A 19087-nucleotide genomic window follows, 5' to 3' on the forward strand; every position below is an offset into this window, starting at 1 on the left:
CGCGTGCTCTCGACGGCTTGAGCGGGACAGCGCCCCGATTCCTGACAGGAACGATCTGTGACGTGGGTCACAGGGGGATTGTGACGTGCACCTTTCAGTCACATGTCAGCCACCTGTGAATGCTTCCGAACGCGCCGATCATGACCACAGAATGACTCGTCACCAGGTCTCGTTCCCCTCCGATTCGGAGGCGTCGTGCCCTGTGATCGCCTCGCGCGCACGGCGCCACCCCGATCGGCCGCGCGTTTCCACCCCCCAGAAAGCACGTCGAGCATGCCCCTCACCGGCTCACCCCCGTCGGTCCTCCGTCACGTGACGCGCAAGGCGGCCGGCTGGCTGGCCATGATCGTGGTCGCCACCAACGTCACGTACGTCCTCGCCGCCTGGTTCCTCGATCCGAGGTCCAACTACAAGGACACCCGCCCGGTCCGCACCGAGGCGGAGATCGACCAGGCCCTGGCGCCCTACAACCTGGACCCGCGGGTGCCGCTGGTGGACCGGTGGTGGCACTGGTTCAGCGACGTGGTGCTCCGCTTCGACTGGGGGAAGTCCCCGGTCGGGACCTCCGTCAACGGCGAGATCGGCTTCCGGGTCCTGGTCAGCGGCCAGCTGGTCACCGCCGCCACGCTCCTGTCCGTGCTCCTCGGCGTCGCCCTGAGCGTGTCCGCGGCGTCCCGGCAGTACGGCTGGTGGGACAGGATCACCCAGCTGGTGTCGGTGTTCCTGTTCAACATCCCCACCGCCGTCGCCGCGCTGGCCGTGGTCCTCCTCGGGATCCGGCTCAACCAGGGCCTCGGGCTGCGCTTCCTGTACGTCGCCGGGGAGAAGTCCCCGACCGTCGAGGGCCTGCTGCCGACGGTGGTCGACCGGGTGCAGCACCTCGTCCTGCCGACGCTGAGCCTGACCCTCCTCGGCTACGTGGGCTACCACCTGACCCAGCGCACGCTGCTGCTCGACGCCATCGGCTCGGACTACGTGCGCACCGCGCGCGCCACCGGGCTGACCCGCGCCCGGGCGATCCGCCGCCACGCCCTGCGCGCCTCGCTGATCCCGACGGCCACCTCCGTGGCGTTCGGCATCCCCGCCATCTTCACGGGCGCGGTCATCACCGAGACCGTCTTCGGCTGGAACGGCATGGGCCAGTACTTCATCCAGACCATCGGCAAGAACGACGTGCACGGCACCGTCGCGGTGGCGGCGTTCGGCGCGGCCATGACCGCGATCGGCGCGATCCTCGCCGACCTCGCCGTCGTCCTCCTCGACCCCCGGGTGCGGGTGAGCTGACGTGACGCTGTACCTGCGGCGCTTCGGCCGCAATCGCGGGGCCCTGCTCGGCGTGGCGCTCTTCGCGCTCCTGGTCCTCTTCAGCGTCCTCGGCGGCCTGTTCACGGACTTCGCGTACACCGACGCGGACTTCGCTGCGCTCACCCAGCCGCCGGGCCCGGCCCACCCCTTCGGCACCAACCAGGGCGGGAACGACGTGTACGCCCAGGCCGTGCACGGCCTGCGGCGTTCGCTGGTGATCGCGGTCTGCGTGTCGGTCCTGACGGTCGCGCTGGCCGCGGTGATCGGCGCGGGAGCCGCGTACCTCGGCGGCAGGGTGGAGAAGGTGACCCTGGCGGTCATCCACTTCCTGCTCGTGGTCCCGTCGTTCCTGATCCTCGCCCTGGTCTCGCACCGGCTCGCCGGCGACTGGCGGGGACTGGTCCTCGTGCTCAGCGTCTTCGGCTGGATGACCACCGCCCGCGTCGTCTGGTCGCTGTCCACCTCGCTGCGCGAACGCGACTACGTGCTGGCCGCCGAGTTCATGGGCGTGCGGCCGTGGCGGATCGTGCTGCGGCACATCATCCCCAACCTGGGCTCCCTGCTCGTGGTCAACCTGACCCTGGGGGTCGTCGCCACCGTCCTCAGCGAGACGGCCCTGTCGTTCCTCGGTTTCGGCGTGCAGACCCCCGACGTGTCGCTGGGCACCATGCTCGCCGACGGCTCCGGCACCATCACCAGCGCCCCGTGGCTGTTCGCGTTCCCCGCCGGCCTCCTCGTCCTGCTCACGGTGTCGATGACGCTCGTCGGCGACGGACTGCGCGACGCCCTCGACCCCACCTCGGTATCGGCGGCCTCGGGAGGCGCACGATGACGTTCACCCTCGCACCCGCGCCCGGCACGTCCTCGCGCGACACCGCGCGACCCGCCCCCGTCCTGTCGGTGCGGGACCTGCGGATCTCCTTCCCGTCCGAGACGGGACCCGTCGAGGCGGTGCGCGGGGTCGGCTTCGACCTGCTGCCCGGCCGGACCCTCGGCATCGTCGGCGAGTCCGGCTCGGGCAAGTCCGCCACCGCGATGGGCATCATGGGGCTGCTGCCGCCCACCGCCCGGGTGTCGGGCGAGGTGCTGCTCGGCGGCCGCGACCTGGTCGGCCTGGACGACACCCGGCTGTCCGCGATACGCGGCAAGGACATCGGCATGGTCTTCCAGGACCCGCTGTCCGCGCTGACCCCGATCTACTCGGTCGGGCGGCTCCTCTCCGACGCGCTGCGGGTGCACCAGGACCTCACGAAGCAGACCGCGTGGAACCGCGCGGTCGAACTCCTCGACCTGGTCGGCATCCCCGAACCGCACCGCAGGGCGCGGTCGTTCCCGCACGAGTTCTCCGGCGGGATGCGCCAGCGCGTCGTCATCGCCCTGGCCATCGCGAACGCGCCGTCGGTCATCGTCGCCGACGAACCCACCACCGCCCTCGACGTGACCGTGCAGGCGCAGATCCTCGACGTGCTGCGGACCGCACAGGCAGAGACCGGCGCGGGGCTCGTGCTGATCACGCACGACCTCGGGGTCGTCGCCGGGTACGCCGACGACGTCGCCGTGATGTACGCGGGGCGGATCGTGGAACGGGCGGGCGCCGAGGAGCTGTTCCGGCGGCCCACCATGCCCTACACGATCGGCCTCCTCGGCGCGGTGCCCCGCCCCGACGCCCCGAAGGGCCGCCCGCTGGTGCCGATCGGCGGCGAACCCCCTTCCCTGGTGGCGCTTCCGGCCGGCTGCCCCTTCGCTGACCGGTGCCCCGCCGCGCTGGACCGCTGCCGTACGGAGGAACCCGTGGCGACGCCCGTCGCCGGGCACGGGGACGTCGCCTGCCTGCGCGCCGACGAGATCGCCGACGGCCGGCTGAAGGCGGAGGAGCTGTTCCCGGCGCCGGAGGCCCCGGAGGTTCCGGAGGTCCCGGAGGACACCGCCCCCGGCGAGGTGGTGCTGCGGGTGTCGGGCCTGTCCAAGACCTTCCCCGTCACCAAGGGCGCGTTCCTCAAGCGCCGCGTCGGCACCCTGCACGCGGTCAGCGACGTCGAATTCGACCTGCGGGCCGGCGAGACCCTGGGTCTGGTGGGCGAGTCCGGCAGCGGCAAGACCACCACGCTCCTGGAGATCCTGCGGCTCAGGCCGCCGGAGGGCGGCCGGATCGAGGTCGCCGGCACGGACCTCGCCGACCCCGGCCCGGCGGCGCGGCTGCGGGAGCTCCGCGGCGCGGTGCAGATCGTCATGCAGGACCCGATGGGAGCCCTCGACCCCCGGCTCCCCGTCTTCCAGCTGCTCGCCGAACCGCTGCGGGCGGCCGGTGCCGACCGGTCGGCGGTCCGGGCCCGGGTGGCCGAACTCCTCGGCATGGTCGGCCTCGACGCCTCGGTGGCGGACCGCTTCCCCGCGGCCCTCTCCGGCGGACAGCGCCAGCGCGTCGGCATCGCCCGCGCCCTGGCGACCCGGCCCCGGATCGTGGTCCTGGACGAGCCGGTCTCGGCCCTGGACGTGTCCGTGCAGGCGGGCGTCGTCAACCTGCTCTCCCGGCTGGGGCGCGAACTCGGCCTGGCCTACCTGGTCGTCGCGCACGACCTGGCCGTGATGCGGCACTTCGCCGACCGCATCGCGGTCATGTACCTCGGGCACGTCGTCGAGACCGGCGGCACCGAGGAGCTCTTCGCGAACCCCCGGCACCCGTACACCGAGGCCCTGCTCTCGGCGATCCCGGTGCCCGACCCGCGGCGCGAGCGCGCCCGCGAGCGGATCGTCCTCGAAGGCGAGCAGCCGAGCGCGACGAACCTCCCGCCGGGCTGCGTCTTCGTCGACCGCTGCCCGCTGTACCGGTCGCTCGACGACGAGGCACTGCGCGAGCGGTGCCGTACGCGGCGGCCCTCCCTGGGCCCGGCGGCCCCCGGCTCCGGCCACCGCCACGCCTGCCACGCCCGCTGACCCCGGGCCCCGCCCCCATCGCTCCGGCACCGCACCCCTGGTGCCGCCCCCCATGAAGGAATGAGGATCCATCCCGCCATGCGATCGAGAATCGCCGTCCCCGCAGCCGCCCTCACCGCGGCCCTCGCCCTCGCCGTCTCGGCCTGCGGCTCCTCCGAATCCGGCGCACCGGGCACCGGCGGGGGCCCCGCGAAGGGCGGAACCCCCGCCGCGGCCTCGGCGAAGGTCGACTACAACCCCCAGCCCTACGACAAGGTCGAGGAGGGCGGCACCTACACCACCGCGGGCACCATCGACGACCAGGGCAACCCGTTCAACGCCAACTCCACGCTCACCGCCAAGCGCGTCTGGTTCTGGTACAACCCGGACGTCATCACGTACTCCCCCACCGGTGAGACCCAGTACAACCCGGACTACCTCAGCGACGTGAAGGTGAGCGTCGAAGGCGGGAACCAGCGGGTGGTCCTCACCCTCAACCCCAAGGCCGCCTACAACGACGGCACCCCGATCGACTGGACCGCCGTCAAGGCGACCTGGCAGGCCAACAACGGCGCGGACAAGAAGTACAACGCGACCGACACCGAGGGCTACGGCCACATCACCTCGGTCACCCGCGGCGCCGACGACAAGCAGGCGGTCATCGACTTCAAGGGCGTCGCCCCCTGGTGGTCGAGCCTGTTCACCACGTTCCTGCACCCCAAGGCCGCCACCGTCGCCGCCTACAACGACGCCTACGTCAAGAAGGTCCACCCCGAGTGGGGCGCGGGCCCGTACACCGTCGGCACGTTCGACGCCAAGACCGGCGACCTCACCTTCGTGCGCAACCCCAAGTGGTGGGGGAAGAAGGGCAGGCTCGACAAGCGCGTCTACGTCAACCTGGAGTCGGCCGCCGCGGCCAACGCCTTCAAGAACGGCCAGATCGACTACACCTCCGCGGGCGACGCCGAGGGCCTCAAGCGGCTCTCCGGCGTCCAGGGCACCGAGATCCGCCAGGGCGGCAGCCCCTTCGCGTACTCCTTCTACGTCAACGCCAAGTCGCCCCACCTCCAGGACCTCCAGGTGCGCAAGGCGCTCCTGGAGAGCATCGACCGGACCCAGATCGCCAGGATCCAGTTCCAGGGCCTCGGCGACTACAGCGAGCCCCTGCCCGGCTCGCTGCTGCTCTTCAGCTTCCAGAAGGGCTACTCCGACAACGTCGGCGCCGTGATCAAGCACGACCCGGAGAGCGCCAGGAAGACCCTGGACGCGGCGGGTTGGAAGCCCGGCGCCGACGGCGTCCGCGAGAAGGACGGCAAGAAGCTCACCGTCACCTACACCCTGCGCGGCGACGACCCGCTGGAGAAGGCCACCGCCGGCGCGCTCGTGCAGATGCTCAAGCCGGTCGGCATCCGGGTCGACCTCAAGAACTCCACCGAGGCCGACTTCGCCAAGATCCTCACCGACCGCAGCTTCGACATCTTCCTCGTCGGCAACCGGGCCGGGGACCCCTTCGGCACCCGCTACCTGTGCGAGTTCTACTGCACCGACAGCGCCTCCAACATCGTCGGCATCGGAAGCCCCGCGCTCGACAAGGAGATCCACGCCGTCTCGGCCGTCTCCGACCCCGTCCGGCAGACCACCGAGGCCAACGCCGTCGAGCGCAAGGCCCTGGCGCAGTACGGCTACCTGCCCCTGTTCAGCGGCCCCTCCATCTACGGCGTCAAGAACGGCCTGGCCAACGTCGGGGCCACCATCTTCGGCACGCCCCTGCCGGAGACCGTGGGCTGGCAGAAGTAACCCCCCGAGCCCCCGGGTCAGTCCACCACCCGCAGACCGAAGGTGCCGGCCAGGCCGTCGGCACCGGTCTCGGTCAGATGGACGACCCGGGGGCTCGCCCCGTGGCGCAGCCAGCGCAGCTCGAAGAGCCGCGCGGTGAGCGCCGCGCCCACCGCACCCGCGAGGTGGTGCCGCTGTTCGCTCCAGTCCACGCAGTAGCGGATCGGGCGCCGGCGGGCGGGCAGCCGGTCCAGGTCGACGCCGAACCGGGTCAGCGCGTCCCGGCCGGTGTCGGTGAGCCGGTAGTCGACGTCGTGCCCGTAGCCGGACGCACCGTCGCGTACCGCCTCCCCGGGGCGGTGGCCGCCGTCGTGTCCGGCGAGCAGGCCGCCGTCGAGCAGGGCTCCGAGGAGGCCCACGCCGAGCCGGCCGGCGAGATGGTCGTAACAGGTGCGGGAGCGGCGCAGGGCGCCGGCGGTGCTGCTCTCCCGCAGCGAGGTGACCGGGAGCGGCGGCGCGATGACCGCCAGCGCCTCCAGGGCGATGCCGACGTCGGGGCCGGACAGGCGGTAGTACCGGCACCGGCCCGCGCTCTCCGTCAGGACCAGTCCCGCCTCGACGAGCTTGGCCAGATGGACGCTCGCCGTCGCGGCGCTCACCCCCGCCTCGGCGGCGAGCAGACCGGCCGCCAGCGCGCGGCCGTCGCCGAGCGCCTTCAGCATCCGCGCGCGGGAGGGATCGGCGATCAGCTGCGCGGCCCGGGCGGTGTCGGGCTGATGGTGCACCTGGTCCCGGCGTCGGCCGGTCGTCGTCCTTGCCATGCGGCCAGCCTAGGCCGGGGACACTTAGACGGGCGACGAAGTATCGCGCCGTGAGACTGGGTCACATGCCCTCCACGGATCCCTCGTTCTCCCCCGCGCGCACCGCCGCCGTCTCCGCCGACCCGCCTTCGGGCCGTCCGTCCCCCTCTCTTTCGCTGCCGCCGCTCGTCGCGTTGAGCCTCGGGTACTTCCTGGTGATGCTCGACGTCACGGTCGTCAACGTGGCCGTGCCCACCGTCCGGGTCTCGCTCGACGCCGGCTCCTCGGGCCTGCGGTGGATCGTCGACGGTTACGGCGTCTGCTTCGCCGGGCTGCTGCTGCTCGGCGGCGGGCTCGGCGACCGCTTCGGGCACCGGAGGCTGTTCCTCGCCGGGCTCGGGGGCTTCGCGGCCGCTTCGGCGGGGTGCGCCCTCGCGCCCTCGACGGGGGCCCTGATCGGGGCCCGGCTGGCTCAGGGCGCCGGGGCCGCGCTGCTGGTTCCCGCCTCGCTCGCCCTGCTGCGGGCGGCCTACCCCGACCGGACCCTGCGCGCTCGGGCAGTCGGCCTCTGGGGGCTCGTGTCCGCGGTCGCCTTCGGCGCCGGACCGGCGGTCGGCGGGCTCCTTGTCGCCGGGTTCGGCTGGCGTGCGGTGTTCTGGGTGAACCTGCCCGTGGCCGCGGCGGCGGTACTGCTGACCGTGCGTCACGTACCGGCGCCGGGGCGGAGGGCCCGGCCGGGGCGGGCGGATCCGGCCGGTCTCCTGCTCGGCGTGCTCGGGCTGTTCGGCGTGGCCGGCGCGCTCAACGAGGCGGGGTCCGCCGGCTGGTCCTCGCCGGAGGTGCTGGTGCCGTTCGCGGGAGGCGTCCTGTGCCTGGCCGCCTTCGCCGCCGTCGAACTGCGCCTGGAGAAGGCCGCGGCGGTACGGCCGGAGGGCAGGCGGCCGCTGCTGCCGCCCTCGCTGCTGCGTGAGGCCGGGCTCGCGGCGACGAACCTCGTCGGTCTGCTGCTGAGCTTCGGCTACTACGGGCTGCTCTTCGTCGTCACGCTGTACTTCCAGCAGGAGCGTCAGTTCGGCGCGCTGATCACCGGGGTGGCCCTGCTGCCGTCGGTCTGCATGGGTTTCCTCGCGGCGCCGCTGTCGAGCCGGCTGACCGCCCGCAAGGGTCCGTACGTGCCCATGGCCGGGGCGCTGCTGCTGGGGAGCGCCGGTTTCCTGGGCTGGCTGGCGGCCGGCCCCGACACGCCGTATCCCGTCCTGCTCTTCGCGCTGATGGCGACGGGTCTCGCGACGCCGGTCACCGTGGTGGCCGCCACCGTGGCCGTCATGGAGGCCGCCCCGGCGGCCCGGGTGGGCACGGCGTCAGCGGTGTTCAACGTGTCCCGCCAGGTGGGCGGCGCGATGGGCGTGGCCCTCTTCGGGGCGCTAGTCGGCGCGACGGGCGGTGTGGTCGACGGACTGCGCGTGTCGGCGGTCGTCGCCTCGGTGGCGTTCCTGCTGGCGGCGGCGCTGGCCGCGGTCGCCGGGCGCCGGACCGGTGCCGCCCGGGCCGGGTGAGCGATACGGCGAGGGGCGGTGCCCGGTAGCCCGGACACCGCCCCCTTGCGCACCCGTGTTCACCGCCGTACGGCTCAGGCCTTGACGTTCACCCCCGCCCAGGCGGCGTCCACGGCCTTCACCTCGGCGCTGCCCGCGCCGTAGAGGTCGGCGGCCGCCTTCAGGGTGCCCTCACGGGCGCCGTGGTAGTCGGTGGTGGAGGTGAAGTACGTGGTCAGCGCCTTGTACCAGATCTGTACGGCCTTGTCGCGGCCGATGCCGGTGACGGTGGAGCCGTCCACGGTCGGGCTGTCGTAGTGCACGCCGTTGATGTCCTTCGCGCCGCTGCCCTCGGACAGCAGGTAGAAGAAGTGGTTGGCGACGCCGGAGGAGTAGTGCACGTTGAGGTTGCCGACCCCGGCGCTCCAGTAGTCGGCCGAACCGCGGCCGTCCTTGCTCGGCTGGTCCTGGTAGCGCAGCGGCTTGCCGTTGCCGAAGAGGTCGATCTTCTCGCCGAGCAGGTAGTCGCCCTTGTCCTGGGCGTTGTTCGCGTTCCACTCCACGGCGGTGCCGAAGATGTCCGAGGTGGCCTCGTTCAGGCCGCCGGACTCGCCGGAGTACTGCAGGCCCGCGGTGGCGGAGGTGACGCCGTGGCTGAACTCGTGGCCGGCGACGTCGAGCTGGGTCAGCGGGTGCTGGTCGTTCGCGCCGTCGCCGTAGCTGATGGTGAAGGAGCGGTCGTCCCAGAAGGCGTTCTGGTAGGCGCTGCCGTAGTGGACCCGGGAGACCGGGGCCCGGCCGTCGTTCTTGATGCCGTTGCGGTGCAGGACGTCCTTGTAGAAGTCCCAGGTCTTGGCGGCGCCGTAGGCGGCGTCGACGGCGGCGGTCTGGTTGTCGGCGGAGGTGCCGTTGCCCCATGCGTTGTCCGCGTCGGAGAACAGGACGCCCTTGCCGCTCGTACGGTGCTGGAAGTCGAGGACGCTGGAGCCGCCGCGCACGGTGTCGACGAGGTCGAAGCCCTTCGTCGACGTGGTGGTGTTGAGGCCGACGGTGCCGCTGTACTGGCTGGCGCCGGTGCCGACCGCGGCGACCTGGGCGCCGCCCGGCTTGGTGGCCCCGGTGGCGCCCTTGGCGGTGAGGCCGCCGGCTATGTCGTCGATCAGCTGCTGCTCGTACAGCTTCTTGCCGGTGTCGGCGTCGGTGACGACGCGCAGCACGCTCGGGGTGACGCCGTCGTCCTGGGTGCCGGTGACGACGGTCTCGTAGGCGAGGACGGGCTTGCCGTCGGCGGCCCAGATGACCTTGCGGGGGGCGTCGCCGGTGGCGGCACCCGTGGTCCGCGCGGTCTTGGCGGCCTTGACCGCGGCGGACTTGGCGGCCGTCGGGGTCTGCTTCGGGGTGAGCGAGGCGACCTTGATGGCGGCCTTCACGGCCTTGGTGACGTCCTTGACGGCGCCGTTCGAGGCGCGGTGGACGATGAGGTCGCCGCCGAGGACGGGAAGGCCGGCGTAGGTGCGCTCGTAGCGGGTGTGGACCGTGCCGTCGGCGTCCGTGATGACGTCCTTGACGACCAGCTTCTCCTTGGCACCGAGGCCGAGCGACGAGGCGGTGGCCGCGACGGAGGCGCCGGCGTGGGGCGCCGGAGCGGCACCCGCCGACGCGGTGGCGGCACCGGCGGCGATCAGGGTGCCGGTGAGGACGACGGCGCCGGAGGTGAGGGCGAGACGCCGTGCCGTGCCGCCGGTGGGGGAAAGCGAGGACATGTGTTTTCTCCAGAGATTCATGGGGAGTTGGACGGGATCGCCGCCCACCCGTTCAAGGAGGACTGCCTTGATGGGCAGGGACATTCGCAGCCCGTCGCGCACATGTCACGTGCCACAAAAGAGGGTTCGCCCCTTGATGCCGGATTTGCCGCCCACGGCTTCATCGGAAGGACAAGATCCGGACACACGCCGACACGACGGCCACAGGAATCCGCAACACAACGGCACGCAGTCACGTTCGGTAATAGCTCGATAATCCTGAGTTCCAAACGCGCAAGATCGAAAGTCCGCCACCTGGGCCGGCGTCGACAGATGTCCCTCGGGCGAGGGAAAAATCCCCCGCCGTTAACGCGGCCTTTAACAATGTTTTGGCAGGTCAGGGCGCGAAAAAGCGCGTAAAACGGATGACCCTAAGATGGGGGCTCCCCAACCGGCACATCGTGGGCTTAACTTATGTGCCATGACCTCCCCCCGCTCCACCTATGGAGGCGGTTTCCACACCGCGCCGTCCTTCCCGGACACCCCGATCTACGACTCCCTGGTCGCGGAGCGGGGCACGCCTCAGATCGCCCCGATCCGAGTGCCCGCCGCCTACGACACCGGCAGCGGCTTCCCCGTGAGCAACTCCTACCTGCCGGCGCTCCCCTCGGCGCTGCCCGCCCTCCCGGCGGCGCCCGCCCCGCAGCCCGCCCCCGCCCACCACGGCGGCTACGGCTACCCCCAGCCCGCGCCGCAGATGGCCCCCGTCCCGCTGCAGCACGCCCCGGCCCCGTACATCCCGCAGCAGCAGGCGGCCCCGCGCGGCTACCCGGGCGGCCCGTACCCGCAGCAGCCCCGCCCGGCCGCCACCGGCTACGAGGCGATGCGTCCGGCGGCCCCGCGGCCCGCGCCGGTCCCGTCCCCCGCGCCGTACGACGACCCGTACAACCGCCCCTACCAGGGCGGGGGTTACTGACCGGCTCCGCGCCCCCGGCCGACGCCGGGGCCGGGGCGGCTGGCAGGATTGAGGGCATGTCGACTCCTGTGCTCCGCTCCGTCCACGTCCACCCGGTGAAATCCATGCGCGCGCTGACCCGCACGGAGGCCGAGGTCGAGCCCTGGGGGCTGGCCGGGGACCGCCGCTGGGCCGTCGTCGACGCCGCGAACGAGGTCGTGACCCAGCGCCGTCACCCCCGGATGGCGCTGGCCGCGGCCGAGCCGCTGCCGGGCGGCGGGATCGCCCTGTCCGCTCCCGGGCATCCCACGCTGGAGGTCGGGGTACCGACCCCGCCGCCCGCCACGCCCACCCTCACGATGGAGATCTTCGGCAAGTTCGTGGAGGTGGTCCCGGCCGCCCCCGCCGCGGCCGCCTGGCTCTCCTCGTACCTGGAGAGCGACGTACGGCTCGTGCACATGGACGCGCCCGAGCACCGGCGGCCCGTCGACCCCGACTACGCGCTGCCCGGCGAGACCGTGAGCCTCGCCGACGGCTACCCGCTGCTGGTCGCCACCACCACCTCGCTCGACGCCCTCAACTCCCTGATCGCCCAGGGCGACCACGCCGACGAGGGCCCCCTGCCGATGAACCGGTTCCGGCCGAACCTGGTGATCGAGGGCACCGCCCCCTGGGCGGAGGACGGCTGGAAGCGGATCGCCGTCGGAGAGGTCACCTTCCGGGTCGCCCGGCCCTGCGGGCGCTGCGTGCTCACCACCACGGACCAGCTCACCGCCGAGCGGGGCAAGGAGCCGCTGCGGACCCTCTCCCGGCACCGCAAGAGCGACGGCCGCGTCATCTTCGGCCAGAACCTCGTCCCCGAGCACACCGGCACGGTCCGGGTCGGCGACCCCGTGAAGATCCTGGACTGATCCGCCCGCCAGGGGGCGCGCGTCACACTTCACCGGCCCGACAGGCGGGGAACCCGCGCCCGGGGCACACTCGTTGGAGCAGTGGTGAACGAGGAGTGGTGAACAACTAGGGGGTCCCCACGTGCGCGCAGCCATCGGACTCTGGCGCTGGCGGCACAATCCCCTGCGCCGGAGCACTGATCTCGTCGAGGCGTGGGTCGCCTTCGCGGCGGCCGTCCTGCTCTGCCTCGCGGTGCCCCTGACGGGCTGGACGGTCGGCACCTCGGCGTACGGCTCGCTGGCGCGCGCGGTCCGCACGCAGCAGGAGCAGCGGGTGGCGACGACGGCCCGGGTGGTGCGGCTCGCCGACGGCCCCGTGAGCGGCCCCAAGTCCGTCGAGACCGCCGGCGAGGAGCGGCTGCGGCGCTCCGTGGTGGCCCACTGGACCGCGCCGGACGGCTCGGCGCGCACGGGGACGGTGGCGACGGCCCGGCAGCACTCCGCGCCCGGCGCCTCCTTCCGGCTCTGGACGGACCGGACCGGGCACCCGGTCGCGCCGCCGATGCAGCCGGGGACGGCCCGCGCGCATGCGGTCGTCGCCGGCCTGACGGCCGCGCTGCTCGCCGGTCTCCTGGTGGAGCTCGTCCGCCGTCTGGCCGTCCGCAGACTGGTGGTCCGGCGGTACGCGCGCCTCGACCGGGCGTGGGCGGCGGCGGGCCCCGACTGGGGCCGTACGGGCACGGGGAGCTGACCCCCGCGCGCGTTCGAGTTCGATCACTCCCCGATCGAGGTCGACCGCTCCGGACCGGCGGTGACGCCTGTCCGATGGCCGTCGGCCTCCCGTGCGGGCGCGGGTCGGCGACCCGTCAACCCCGTGGCGCCGCGCGCGCTACGGTGGGGCATCGGATCAGCGGCGAGGCATGAGGCGGGGGCAGGGCACACCCATGGCACAGGGCACGGTCCAGGTGACGCACACCGGCACATCGCGGTGGCGGCGCCGCACGGGTGAGTACCCCTCTCTCGCCGCCGCCCTGGAGGCCGCCGGCGACGGGGACGTGCTCACCGTCGCGCCCGGCACCTACCGGGAGAACCTCGTGGTCCGGCGGGCCGTCACCCTGCGCGGCCCCGAGGGCGGGGTCGGCTCGGTGCGGATCGCGCCCCCGGACGGGGTGCCGCTGACCCTCCGGGCCTCCGTCACCGTGCAGGACCTGCACATCGAGGGGCAGGACGTGGCCGCGCCCGCGCTGCTCGTCGAGGACGGCACGCCCGAACTGCTCGACCTGCGGATCATGACCCGCTCGGCCGCCGGGATCGAGGTGCGGGGCGCCGCCCGCCCGACGGTCCGCCGCTGCACGGTCGACAACCCGGCCGGGGTCGGCATCGCCGTGCTGGACGGCGCGGGCGGCGTCTTCGAGGAGTGCGAGATCGTCTCCGCCGGGCAGGCGGGCGTCTCGGTGCGCGGCGGGGCGCATCCGCGCCTGGAGCGCTGCCGGGTGCACCACGCCTCCGGCGCCGGGATCGCCGTGACCGGCGAGGGCAGCGGCCTGGAGGGCGTCGGCTGCGAGGTGTACGAGATCAAGGGCGCCGGTCTGCAGATCGCGGCCCGCGCCACCGCCCACCTCACCGACTCCTCGGTGCACCGCACCTCGGCGGACGGCATCACGCTCGACACGGACGCGGTGCTCACGCTCTCGGACTGCGACATCCACGACGTCCCGGAGAACGCGGTCGACCTGCGCTCGCGCTCGGTCCTGACGCTGACCCGGTCGACCGTCCGCCGCTTCGGGCGCAACGGCCTGTCGGTGTGGGACCCGGGGACGCGGGTGGACGCCAACCAGTGCGAGATCCACGACAGCACGGGCGACTACCCGGCGGTGTGGGTGAGCGACGGGGCGACCGCCGTCCTGGACGCCTGCCGGGTGCACGACGTGCCGGACGCGCTGTTCGTCCTCGACCGGGGCTCGCGCGTGGACGTCGTCGACAGCGATCTGACGCAGGTGCGGAACACGGCGGTGTCGGTGAGCGACGGGGCCACCGCCCAGCTCGACGACTGCCGCATCCGGGAGGCCTCCACGGGCGCCTGGTTCCGGGACCACGGCAGCGGCGGCACCCTCGGCGGCTGCACCATCGACTCGGTGCAGACCGGGGTCATCGTCACCAAGGGCGCCGACCCCACGATCGACCGGTGCGTGGTCACCTCGCCCGCCGAGGCCGGTTTCTACGTCTCGGCGGAGGGCCGCGGCTCCTTCCACGGCTGCCGGGTGACGGGCAGCGGCGGGTACGGCTTCCACGTCACGGACGGCTGCCGGACGACCCTGCGCAAGTGCCGTACGGAGCGGTGCGCGCGCGGTGGTTACGAGTTCCCCGATGAGGGCGCGAGCGCCGAGGACTGCACCAGCGACGAGAGCGCCGTCCGCTCCTCCGTCCCCGACGGCGGCACGGTCCTGACGGCCGCCCAGTCGGCGGGACTGCTCGGCACGGTGCCCGCCCCTCGCGCCCCGGCGCCGGCCGCGCCCGTCGCTCCCCAGCCCGCGCCGGAGGCCCGTTCCTCGCAGGACGTACTGGGCGAGCTGGACGCCCTGGTGGGTCTGGAGAGCGTCAAGCTGGAGGTGCGGACCCTCACCAACATGATCGAGGTGGGGCGCAGGCGCCAGGAGGCGGGGCTCAAGGCGGCCTCGGTCCGCCGCCACCTGGTCTTCACGGGCAACCCGGGCACGGGCAAGACGACGGTGGCCCGGCTGTACGGCGAGATCCTCGCCTCGCTCGGGGTCCTGGAGCGCGGGCACCTGGTGGAGGTCTCCCGGGTGGACCTGGTCGGCGAGCACATCGGCTCGACGGCGATCCGTACGCAGGAGGCCTTCGACCGGGCGCGCGGCGGGGTGCTGTTCGTCGACGAGGCGTACGCCCTGTCGCCGGAGGACTCGGGGCGGGACTTCGGCCGCGAGGCGATCGACACGCTGGTGAAGCTGATGGAGGACCACCGGGACGCGGTGGTGGTCATCGTCGCCGGGTACACGGCGGAGATGGAGCGCTTCCTCACCGTCAACCCGGGCGTGGCCTCGCGTTTCTCACGGACCATCACCTTCGGCGACTACACGCCTCAGGAACTGCTCCGGATCGTCGGCCAGCAGGCGGACGAGCACGAGTACCGGCTCGCGCCGGGCACGGACGAGGCGCTGCTCGCGTACTTCGAGAAGCTCCCCAAGGGCCCGGCGTTCGGCAACGGCCGTACGGCACGGGGGACCTTCGAGTCGATGGTGGAGCGGCACGCGGGCCGGGTCGCCGCGCTCGCCGAGCCGAGCACGGACGACCTGACGCTGCTCTATCCGGAGGACCTGCCCGAACTGCCTTGATCCGCGGCCTCGTTCGGCGTCCGCTGGTGGGGCAGGGCGGGCGGGAGCCGGTCGAGGAGTTCGGAGCGGTGGCGGGCGAACGCCGGGTCGGCCTGGTAGTCGGAGTGGCCCAGGATCGGTTCGGGCAGCGGGTGCGCGCGGGTGCGGCCGTAGGCGACGGGGTCGAGCAGCACCGCTCCGTCGACGGCCGGACGGCCGTCCTCGGCGGGGACCCGGACGGGGCCGCCGATGGGGTCGGTGGCGCGGTAGAGGTTGCTCCAGCAGTGCACCGTGCGGTTCAGGGCGCGCAGCGCCTCGGGGCCGAAGTAGGCGGGGAACCAGCGGCCGTAGAGCCGCTCCAGGGGTGAGCCGTACGTGAGCAGGGCGACCCGGCCCCGGGTGGCGGGCTGGAGCTGCCAGACGGCGGCCGCGGCGAGGACGCTGCCCTGGGAGTGCCCGGAGATGACGAGCCGGCCGCCGGTGGAGCGGGTCCAGGAGCTCATCCGCCAGGTCAGGTCGGGGACCGCGCGCTCGGCGTAGCAGGGCGGGGCGAAGGGGTGGGCGGCGCGGGGCCAGAAGGTGCCGACGTCCCAGAGGATGCCGATGGTGCGGCGGGCGGAGGCGTCCCTGTAGGCGCGGCGGCCCCAGGTGACGAAGAGCAGGAAGCCGAGGCCGATCATCCAGGAGCCGAGGGCCTGGGTCGCGGAGGCGAGCGAGGCGATCGCGGGGTGGGCCCCGTCGAAGGCCCGGCCGGGGACGTTGCCGCTGGCCCAGGCGCCGGCGACGGACGCGGCCCCGAGGAGCAGGGTCGCGCCGGATACGACGCCGACGAGGAGGGGCGCGGAGTCGGTGAGCGCGGCGCGGGCCCGGTCGGCCGCGATCTGCCCCGTACGGACCGGGTCGGGTTCGCCGGCGGCGTCGTAGTCGGCCTCGACGGAGGGGCGCAGCCGCCGGGCTTCGAGGACGGTCCGGGCGCCCAGGAGGGCGGCGGGCACGAGGAGCAGCAGGAGCAGGACCGGAATGACCGAGGCCTGCCAGCTGAGGAGGACGGGCGGGCCGATGCGGGCGTCGCCCCGGCCGGCCGGGCCGTCGAGCCAGTCGGCGACCCGCTGCGCCACTCCCCCGGACATCACTCCGCCGAGGGCGCAGGCGAGCATGGCGACGGCGGGCCCGCCGAGTCCGCGCAGCACGGTGCGGGGGTCCCCGCCGGGGTGCCGCAGGAGCAGGGCGACGATCCCGAGGGCGACGACGAGGCCGCCCTGGGCGAGGGTGAGGGCGCCGAAGACGGCGTCGCCGGGGAGGGTGCCGGAGGAGGCCCATCCGGGGCGGGACCAGCCGGTGTGCAGGGCGGTGAGGGCGAGCAGGACGAGGGAGGCGGCGGGGAGCCAGGAGACGAGGGCGCGTTCGACGCGCAGGTCGAGGCGGCTCTCGCTGCGGCCGCGCCGGCAGACGACCCAGAGCACGACGACGGCGAGGACGGCGACGGCGGCCTGGAGGGCCCAGCCGAGGACGGTGCGCAGGCCCGGGGCGCCCGCGTCGTGGCGGGCGGTGGCCGTGGCGAGGGCGGCGGCGACGGTGAGGAAGCCGGCGGCGGTGTGGGCGGCCCTGAGGCGGGCGACGAGCCGGCGGCCGTACCAGAAGCCGGGGCGGCCGAGGGCGGGGCGGAGCTCGACGGGCCCCGCGGGGTCGGCGGCGTCGGCGGCCTCCGTGTCGGCCGTGGGCCCGGGGACGGGGGCGTCGTATCCGGTGGGCGGGCGCTGCGCCTCGTACGCGCTCCAGGTCCGGTTGGAGAGGTACCAGAGCAGGCCGACGAGCGCGGTCGGCACGAGGGCGGCGAGGGCCAGGCGGCGGCCGGGCGCCGACCACCAGCCGCCGCGGGCCTCGGAGAGGAAGCCGAGCCAGGAGTACCTGTCGGTGCAGGCGGTGGTGGCGGCGCACTGCCAGGCCGTCAGGTCGAGCGCGACCTCGCAGGCGGCGGCGGTGAGGAGCACGGTGAGGGTGAGGGCGACGAGCCGGACGAGGACCCCGTAGAGCCGGACGAGCCCCGGCCTGCCCTGGGCGGGCGGCCGCATCCAGTGCGCCAGATTGGCCACCATGAAGGGCAGGAGCAGCAGCCACAGGGCGCGGGCGCCGTCGCCGGAGGTCAGATTGGACCAGCAGTACGCCTCCGGGACGGGCCGGGCCGCGTACCGCTCGGGGTGGTCCTCGGCGTCGAGGTCCTCGCCGCGCCGGTACACGGCGGCGGTCCGGTCGCCGGTGACCCGGACGGTCCTGGGGTCGTCGAGCATCGACTCGGGGGTGGCTCCGCCGACTCCGTGGACGAGGAGTTCGAGCGCCGCGCCCCCGCTCTCCGGAGCGGGTGTGGCAGGGGGCACTGAGGGGACTTCCTCTCCGAGTGGGAAGATGCGACGTCGGCAACAGGATCGCGGACGGCCGTGCGGTCGCGCACGGTCCCTCACCGAATCCGACGCTCATCCCCTTGTCTCCTGCGGAAGGACCGGCCCCGGCGGTGACTGACAATCAGAACCTCCTCGCGGAGCAGCGGCGTGCCCTCATCCTCGACGAGGTACGGCGGCGCGGCGGTGTACGGGTCAACGAGCTGACCCGCCGCCTGAACGTCTCGGACATGACGATCCGCCGCGACCTGGACGCGCTGGCCCGGCAGGGCATGGTCGCGAAGGTGCACGGCGGGGCCGTTCCGGTGGTCGAGGCGAGCACGCACGAGCCGGGCTTCGAGGCCAAGTCGGTGCTGGAACAGAGCGCCAAGGACGAGATCGCCCGGACGGCGGCCGCCCTCGTCGCCCCGGGCACGGCCATCGCCCTCTCCGGCGGGACGACGACCTACGCGCTGGCCCGGCACCTCCTCGACGTGCCGGACCTCACGGTGGTCACCAACTCGGTGCGGGTCGCCGACGTCTTCCACGAGGCGCAGCAGACCGGCGGCGGGGGCGAGGCCCGTCGCGGCGCCGCGACCGTCGTCCTGACCGGCGGGGTCCGCACGCCGTCCGACGCCCTGGTCGGGCCGGTCGCGGACCGGGCGATCCGCTCGCTCCACTTCGACCTGCTCTTCCTCGGCGTCCACGGCGTGTCGGTCGAGGCCGGCCTCTCCACCCCGAACCTCGCCGAGGCCGAGACCAACCGCTGCCTGATGCGCTCCGCGCGCCGCGTCGTCGTCCTCGCCGACCACACCAAGTGGGGGACGGTGGGCCTGAGTTCCTTCGCCACCCTCGACGAGGTCGACACCTGGGTGACGGACCGCGGCCTGCCGGAGGGGGTCCGCGCGGAGGTGACGGAGCACCTGCCGGGTCTGGTGGTGCCGGGCGAGGAAGAGGCGTGACCCTCTTCCGGATCGAGCGGACGGTGCCGCTGGCTCCGCAGGAGGTGTGGCGCCGTCTCACGGACTGGCCGGCGCACGGCCGCCAGGTGCCGCTGACCCGGACGATCGTCCTCACGCCGGGGCCGAACGGGCTGGGGACGCGGTTCACCGCCCGCACGGGCCTCGGCCGCCTCGCCTTCGACGACCCGATGGAGGTCGTCCGCTGGGATCCCCCGACGGCCGACCGCCCCGGCGTCTGCCGCCTGGAGAAGTCGGGCCGGGTGGTACGGGGCTGGGCGCAGGTGGAGGTCACGGGCACGCGGACCGGCGGCACCCGGGTCCTCTGGACGGAGGAGCTCTCGGTGCGGGGCGTCCCGACGGCCTTCGACGGACTGCTTGCGAGCGCGGGCCGCCTGGTCTTCGGCCGAGCCCTGAAGGGCCTGCTCGGAGAACGGTGACCCGCCGTCCGTCGCGGACCGCGCCCCGCCGGGCGCGGGGCCCGCACGGGCGCGGGCCCCCTGTG

Annotated in this window: 14 protein-coding genes; 11 read left to right on the plus strand and 3 right to left on the minus strand. The window is 73.7% G+C overall.

The window, feature by feature from the left end:
- Window positions 1–273 precede the first annotated feature (273 nt).
- The 4 genes from ACH4TP_RS21610 to ACH4TP_RS21625 all read left to right on the plus strand — a co-directional run bounded on the left by ACH4TP_RS21610 (window position 274) and on the right by ACH4TP_RS21625 (window position 6015).
- Window positions 274–1284 carry an ABC transporter permease gene (locus ACH4TP_RS21610; protein ID WP_389229004.1) on the plus strand — a complete coding sequence of 337 codons (1011 nt, stop codon included), beginning with the start codon at window positions 274–276 and terminating at the stop codon, window positions 1282–1284.
- A gap of 1 nt (window position 1285) precedes the next feature.
- Window positions 1286–2137, plus strand: a complete 852-nt coding sequence (locus tag ACH4TP_RS21615; protein WP_389229007.1) for an ABC transporter permease — start codon at window positions 1286–1288, stop codon at window positions 2135–2137.
- Window positions 2134–4239, plus strand: a complete 2106-nt coding sequence (locus tag ACH4TP_RS21620; RefSeq protein WP_389229010.1) for a dipeptide ABC transporter ATP-binding protein — start codon at window positions 2134–2136, stop codon at window positions 4237–4239. Before ACH4TP_RS21615 ends, ACH4TP_RS21620 begins: the two co-directional genes overlap by 4 nt.
- 78 nt (window positions 4240–4317) lie before the next feature.
- Window positions 4318–6015: an ABC transporter family substrate-binding protein gene (locus ACH4TP_RS21625; RefSeq protein ID WP_398438830.1), complete on the plus strand. Its 1698-nt coding sequence runs from the start codon at window positions 4318–4320 to the stop codon at window positions 6013–6015.
- 17 nt (window positions 6016–6032) lie between these two features.
- Here the strand turns inward: ACH4TP_RS21625 and ACH4TP_RS21630 are convergent, their stop codons facing one another.
- Entirely contained in the window at window positions 6033–6815 is a 783-nt protein-coding gene (locus ACH4TP_RS21630; RefSeq protein WP_398438831.1) for an ArsR/SmtB family transcription factor, read from the minus strand.
- Window positions 6816–6880: 65 nt separating this feature from the next.
- Here ACH4TP_RS21630 and ACH4TP_RS21635 point away from each other — a divergent pair, with 65 nt between their 5' ends.
- A complete protein-coding gene (locus ACH4TP_RS21635; protein ID WP_398438832.1) occupies window positions 6881–8350 on the plus strand; it encodes an MFS transporter in 1470 nt (489 codons plus the stop codon).
- Window positions 8351–8424: 74 nt separating this feature from the next.
- Here ACH4TP_RS21635 and ACH4TP_RS21640 read toward each other — a convergent pair whose 3' ends face one another.
- Window positions 8425–10092, minus strand: a complete 1668-nt coding sequence (locus ACH4TP_RS21640) for a M4 family metallopeptidase (protein WP_398182213.1) — start codon at window positions 10090–10092, stop codon at window positions 8425–8427.
- Between the two features lie 460 nt (window positions 10093–10552).
- Between ACH4TP_RS21640 and ACH4TP_RS21645 the strand changes: the two genes are divergently transcribed.
- From ACH4TP_RS21645 to ACH4TP_RS21660, 4 genes are all read left to right on the plus strand, one after another.
- Window positions 10553–11047: a DUF6643 family protein gene (locus ACH4TP_RS21645; protein ID WP_389229025.1), complete on the plus strand. Its 495-nt coding sequence runs from the start codon at window positions 10553–10555 to the stop codon at window positions 11045–11047.
- 56 nt (window positions 11048–11103) lie between these two features.
- On the plus strand, window positions 11104–11937 hold the full coding sequence (locus ACH4TP_RS21650) for an MOSC domain-containing protein (RefSeq protein WP_398438834.1): 834 nt from the start codon (window positions 11104–11106) through the stop codon (window positions 11935–11937).
- A gap of 121 nt (window positions 11938–12058) precedes the next feature.
- Complete coding sequence (locus ACH4TP_RS21655) at window positions 12059–12667, plus strand: hypothetical protein (RefSeq protein WP_398182207.1); 609 nt, start codon at window positions 12059–12061, stop codon at window positions 12665–12667.
- 193 nt (window positions 12668–12860) lie between these two features.
- The gene (locus tag ACH4TP_RS21660; RefSeq protein WP_398182204.1) at window positions 12861–15269 is read left to right on the plus strand and encodes a right-handed parallel beta-helix repeat-containing protein; all 2409 of its coding nucleotides are present in this window, start codon (window positions 12861–12863) and stop codon (window positions 15267–15269) included.
- Here the strand turns inward: ACH4TP_RS21660 and ACH4TP_RS21665 are convergent.
- Window positions 15239–17623: a hypothetical protein gene (locus ACH4TP_RS21665; protein WP_398438835.1), complete on the minus strand. Its 2385-nt coding sequence runs from the start codon at window positions 17621–17623 to the stop codon at window positions 15239–15241. The genes ACH4TP_RS21660 and ACH4TP_RS21665 overlap by 31 nt on opposite strands.
- A 134-nt stretch (window positions 17624–17757) precedes the next feature.
- Between ACH4TP_RS21665 and ACH4TP_RS21670 the strand changes: the two genes are divergently transcribed.
- Both ACH4TP_RS21670 and ACH4TP_RS21675 read left to right on the plus strand, forming a co-directional pair.
- The gene (locus ACH4TP_RS21670; RefSeq protein ID WP_398438836.1) at window positions 17758–18585 is read left to right on the plus strand and encodes a DeoR/GlpR family DNA-binding transcription regulator; all 828 of its coding nucleotides are present in this window, start codon (window positions 17758–17760) and stop codon (window positions 18583–18585) included.
- Window positions 18582–19022, plus strand: coding sequence for an SRPBCC family protein (locus ACH4TP_RS21675; protein WP_398438837.1), 441 nt, complete (start codon window positions 18582–18584; stop codon window positions 19020–19022). Before ACH4TP_RS21670 ends, ACH4TP_RS21675 begins: the two co-directional genes overlap by 4 nt.
- Window positions 19023–19087 lie beyond the last annotated feature (65 nt).

Origin of the sequence: Streptomyces sp. NPDC021012 (assembly GCF_044333355.1) — a bacterium.
In the GTDB taxonomy this organism is placed as follows: Bacteria; Actinomycetota; Actinomycetes; order Streptomycetales; family Streptomycetaceae; genus Streptomyces.